5 protein-coding genes are annotated in these 5,010 nt (G+C 69.8%); 1 reads left to right on the top strand and 4 read right to left on the bottom strand.

Annotated features, from left to right (window positions below):
- Positions 1-71: 71 nt before the first annotated feature.
- Together ACZ5PB_RS13330 and ACZ5PB_RS13325 are read right to left on the bottom strand one after the other, a co-directional pair.
- Positions 72-839 carry a thioesterase II family protein gene (locus ACZ5PB_RS13330; RefSeq protein ID WP_468690886.1) on the bottom strand — a complete coding sequence of 256 codons (768 nt, stop codon included), beginning with the start codon at positions 837-839 and terminating at the stop codon, positions 72-74.
- Between the two features lie 8 nt (positions 840-847).
- Entirely contained in the window at positions 848-1,495 is a 648-nt protein-coding gene (locus ACZ5PB_RS13325) for a CGNR zinc finger domain-containing protein (RefSeq protein WP_468690602.1), read from the bottom strand.
- An 85-nt stretch (positions 1,496-1,580) separates the two neighbouring features.
- On the opposite strand from ACZ5PB_RS13325, the gene ACZ5PB_RS13320 reads away from it, so the two are divergent.
- Positions 1,581-3,125 carry an alpha/beta fold hydrolase gene (locus ACZ5PB_RS13320; RefSeq protein ID WP_468690600.1) on the top strand — a complete coding sequence of 515 codons (1,545 nt, stop codon included), beginning with the start codon at positions 1,581-1,583 and terminating at the stop codon, positions 3,123-3,125.
- A gap of 37 nt (positions 3,126-3,162) precedes the next feature.
- Here ACZ5PB_RS13320 and ACZ5PB_RS13315 read toward each other — a convergent pair whose 3' ends face one another.
- Entirely contained in the window at positions 3,163-4,602 is a 1,440-nt protein-coding gene (locus ACZ5PB_RS13315) for a serine/threonine-protein kinase (RefSeq protein ID WP_468690598.1), read from the bottom strand.
- A 55-nt stretch (positions 4,603-4,657) separates the two neighbouring features.
- Positions 4,658-4,879 (bottom strand): hypothetical protein, encoded by a 222-nt coding sequence (locus ACZ5PB_RS13310; RefSeq protein WP_468690596.1) that lies wholly within the window; start codon positions 4,877-4,879, stop codon positions 4,658-4,660.
- Between the last annotated feature and the right edge of the window lie 131 nt (positions 4,880-5,010).

Raw genomic sequence — 5,010 nt, 5'->3', positions numbered from 1 at the left:
CGTCGGGGCCCCACGCGCGATCTCGCGCGTGGGGCCCCGAACCCTCTGCTACCCGACGGTGAGCCGCGCCTTCAGACCGACGCCTTCGCACGGAGACGGGCGACCAAGTCCGCGACCAGCGGCGCGGCGTGCTCCTCAAGATAGAAGTGCCCACCGGGGAAGGAACGTGAGTCGAAAGCCGAGCGGGTCACCGAGGACCAGGCGTTCACCGATTCCTCGCTCAGCTTGTCGTCCAGGTCCCCGTAATAGGCGTAGACGGGAACGTCCAGAGCCGGTGACGGGAGCGACGGCGCATACCGCTCAAGGAGCCGGTAGTCGGCCCGCACGGCCGGGAGCAGCAGTTCGCGCAACTCGTCATTGAGGAGGGCCGCCGCGCTCGTACCTCTCATGGCGACGAGCTCCTGCACCAGTTCCTCATCGGTCGCGTCGGCGAGGCCCGGGGAGTGGTTCTTGCCCGGCCCCGATCTGCCGGAGACGAACAACGCCTCGGGCCCGGCCGAGCCGGGTGCCGCTGCCAGGCGTACCGCCACCTCGAACGCCACGGAAGCGCCCATGCTGTGGCCGAAGAACGCCAGCGGACCGCTCGGCAGGCTCGCGCAGGCATCCGCGAGCGACTCCGCCAGCTCCTCCATGTGTTCGACCGGCGACTCGAAGATCCGGTCCTCACGCCCTGGGTACCGTACCGCCAGAAGCTCCACGTTCTCGGGCACCAGATCAGCCCATGAGCGGAAGAAACTTGCCGAACCCCCGGCGTGGGGGAAGCAGACAAGACGAAGCTCCGGGGCGCGAGCGCCCCGTATCGACCGGAACCACCGGGAAGCTGATGTCCCCTGGGGCATCGTGTTCATCACCGCTCTTCTCCACCGCACTTCTCTGCCGTCGCTGCCGAACCAGCATGCACTGCCGGATCGTTGGGGTGCGCGTCCGGGTGACCGGTCCCCTTGTGCCGCTGGTAGTAACGGCCGACCCGCACCCGGTTTCCGCACAGCGCGGGGGAGCACCAGCGCCGTCTCGGGTTCAGCGCGAGGAAAAGCAGTCTGCAGTCGGGCCCTTCGCAGCGGCGTACCTTGCCGAGGGCGAGGGGGTCGGTCAGCAGGTCGACGGTGGCGTCGGCCAGTTCCGCGAGCAGGACATCGGTGGCACTCCCGCTGCGTACCCGGGTCGCGGTGACCGCTTCGCCGTCCCAGTCGAGTCTGCGGTGCGGGGGAGCGGCGAGTTGGGCCCGGGTGAGCGCGCGCAGCGCCTCGGCGGGCGGTTCCGCGCCGTCGCGGACGCATTCGATCACGGTCGAGATCCGACCGCGCAGCACCCGCAGCGCGTCGAGGACGGGGCCGCTGGGGGGCGGCTGAGTGAGTCGTCCTGTCTGGGCGTCCAGCCAGTGCTGGAGCTGCTCTTCGGAACCCAGCAGGTCGAGCTCGCCCTCGGGTCCGTTGACGCGGGTGTTGACGAGGTCCAGGGGGAGGGGTTCGCCGACCAGGGGCTGCCTGTTACTCATGGAGCTAATGCTACTCGAATCTATTGACCCATTAGTAGTCCGCCCGCTATAACTAATGCATCAACGCCACAAGGGGGCATGTGAAATGACGAGGTACGGCACGGCAGGCACAGAGGTCACGCGGACCGTCCACCGCTTCGCGGAGGTGGACGGGGTCCGGGTCTTCTACCGGGAAGCCGGCCCCACCGACGCGCCCACGTTGGTGCTGCTGCACGGATTCCCGTCCGCCTCGCACCAGTTCCGGCGGCTGATCGACACTCTCGGCACCCGCTACCACCTGGTTGCTCCCGACTACCCCGGCTTTGGTCACACCGAGGCCCCCGAGGACTTCACGTACTCCTTCGAAAGCCTCACCGACGTCATGGAGGGCTTCGTCGAAGCCTTGGGGCTGGGCGCGGACGGGTTCGCCCTCTACGCCTTCGACTTCGGCGGTCCGGTCGGTATGCGACTGGCCGGCCGGCACCCCGAGTGGATCAACGGGCTGATCGTGCAGAACGCCAACGCCTACGCGGAAGGACTGTCCGAACTGGCCCTGGGCCTGACCGCGAACCGGCCCGGCGTACCCGGAGCCGAGGAACGGGTCCGCGAGATCCTGACCCTCCAGGTCACCCGGAGCCAGTACGAAGGCGGCACCGGCGACCCTGCTCTGATCGCCCCCGACGGCTGGACCCTGGACCAGCACTTCCTCGATCTGCCGGGCCGCAAGGAAGCCCAGGTCGCCCTGGCCCTCGACTACCACTCCAACATCGACCGCTACCCGGTCTGGCAGCAGTGGCTGCGCGAGCACCAGCCGCCGACTCTGGTGCTGTGGGGCCGCGGTGACGCGTTCTTCCCGGAGTCCGGGGCGCACGCCTATCTGCGTGATCTGCCCGAGGCGAAGGTGCACGTCTTCGACACCGGCCACTTCGCGCTGGAGGAGATGCTGCCCGAGATGGCTCCCCTGATCGCCGATTTCCTCGAAGCGTCCGCACGCCCCACTGACACCAAGAGCGCCACCGACACCAAGAACACCGCTGGCATCGAGGAGAGGACACCCATGAGGATCGCGATTGTCGGAGCGAGCGGAAACCTCGGCAGCGCCGTCTCCGCGGAGGCCGCCTCACGCGGTCACCAGGTCACACCGCTCGGCCGTGCCACCACCGATGCCGGTGACCCCACCGCCCTGGCCGAGGCCGTCGCCGGGCACGACGCCGTGGTGGTCGGCGTCAAAGGCCCTGACCACCTGGTGACGAGGAGCGCGCAGGCCCTGTTGAAGGCACTGCCGGATGCCGGGGTCTCCCGGCTGGTGTTCCTGGGCGGCGGCGGCAGCCTGGAGTACGCACCGGGCGAGCGGTTCGTCGACGCACCCGGCTTCCCTGCCGCGTACCTGGAGACAGCACGCGACCAGACCGAGGCCCTCGACCTCCTGCGCGCCACGCGGACACCGGTCGAGTGGACCTATGTCAGCCCGCCGCCGATGCACCTGGTTCCCGGACCGAAGAGCGGATCCTTCCGGGTCGAGGCCCGGGACACCCCGATTGCCGACGCCGACGGCGAGAGCCGCATCTCGGTGGGCGACTTCGCAGCCGCGGTCCTGGACACGCTGGAGCAAGGCACCTTCATCCAGGAACGGATCACCGTCGGCTACTGACCGCCCTGGCAGGCCCGGGGCGGCTCGGTCGCACGGGTCAGCCAGGCCGGCAACCCGCCGGGGCTGCTACGGGATCGGCTTGCGGATGGCGTCGCGTATCTTGCTGGTCTCGGCGGCCGCTACTTCGAGTGAGTCGGCCGCCGGGCTGAAACCGATCGCGACGGTGGTGTTCTCGTCGCCCCAGCCGCACACGGTTTCCGCGTCCACCGTCGTGCAGCGGATGCCGACGTCCGAGCCGGGGACGCTGATCGTTCTGGGTGGCTCGCTGACAGTTTCGCTGCCCGTTACGGTCATGGCGTCCATCAGGCCGCCCCGCGACCACTCCGGGTCCTAGAATCGACCGGACGACCCGTACACCGACATCTTTTCGAACCCCGGCGACTTGGCTGTGCCGACGTAGTCCACGGAGTGGTGCAAGACGTCCTTCTGGCTCCAGCCGTCCGGTTGCGGGTCCGTGAAGGATGACGTAGCTCGTGCCACCGAGCAGGAGCAGACCTCCGGCCACACCGAAGGCGCGCAGGGCCTTGCGCTTCCTCCTCGGCGGAGCGGGATTCGTTCGCGGGCCCCCGGGTGGCTGCTGTGGGAAGGCGGACGCGGGCTGGGCGGGCTGGGTGGCGGCAACGGTCGCAGCACTGGCAATGTGCCCGCCCACCGGGGTACCGGCAGCCCCGGAGGCCGCCGTCGATACGGGTGGCACGGCCGTGGCAGGCGCGGTCGGCGGGTGCGCGGCAGGGCCCAGCGCCGGCTCCGCAGCGGTGTGCGGCGCGAACAGGTCCAACAGCCCGACGGGGGTCGGCCTTTGCGCCGGATCCTTGGCCAGACAGGCGGCGACCGCCGGGCGTATGTCCTGGGGTACGGCGGACAGGTCCGGCGGCTCGTGCACGGCCCGGTACATCAGCCCCATCGGGGTGCCCTCCCCGAACGCATGGCCACCGGCCGCCGCGACCAGCACCGCGCCCAGTGCGAACACATCGGCGGCGCCGCCGACCTCAAGTCCCTGAGCCTGCTCGGGAGCCAGGAAACCAGGGGTGCCGAAGGCCGCTCCGGTGGAGGTCAGCCGGGTCGACTCCAGGGCTCGGGCGATACCGAAGTCGAGCACCCGCGGACCGTCTTCGGCCATGATGATGTTGCCCGGCTTGAGGTCACGGTGAATCAGGCCACAGCTGTGAATGGCCTGCAGCGCCTCCGCCAACGCCGCGCCGAGCTGCCGCAGTCGGGCCTCGTACATGGGGCCTTGTTCGGCGAGCAGCCGCGACAGCGTCGGCCCCGCGATGTAGGCGGTCGCGAGCCAGGGCGCCGCCGCGTCCGGGTCGGCGTCGACCACCTGCGCCGTATGGAACCCGCCGACCCTGCGGGCGGCGTCGACCTCCGCGCGGAACCGGGCACGGTAATGCGGATCGGCGGCCAGCTCGGGGCGGTCCACCTTGACGGCCACAGTACGTCCGCCCCGGGACCGGGCCAGGTACACCGTCCCCATGCCGCCCGCTCCCAGCTCACGCTCCACGGCGTAACCGCCGATGCGCTCCGGCAGTTCAGGTCAGATTGGTCACGTAGCTGGAGCAGGTGCCCGCAGCGATCTTCTTGGTGCTCCAGTGGCCCTTGCAGACACGGAATTTGAAGGTTGCGCTCTCGGGGAAGTTCTTGTTCTTGAAACGGGTGGAGCTCGCGCCGGCGGCGTGGAAGATGGCGCCGTAGCGGCTCCCGACCTGCCAGTCCACGACGGCGGAGGAACCGTCGGACACCCCGTCGTGCACGCTGAACCAGTCGCCTTCGGGGGCGAAGCAGGCCTGCGGGTCGCCCCCCGAGGGACTTGAGAACGGACGTCCATGCAGAGGCGGCGGGTGCTCGTGGCGGGTGCCGCCATCGGGGGATCACTCGCCGCCCG

The sequence above is a fragment of the Streptomyces sp. NPDC032721 genome (genome assembly GCF_055579625.1).
The sequence above is the reverse complement of the archived record's forward strand: the minus strand, read 5'-3'. Positions and strand labels throughout refer to the sequence as shown.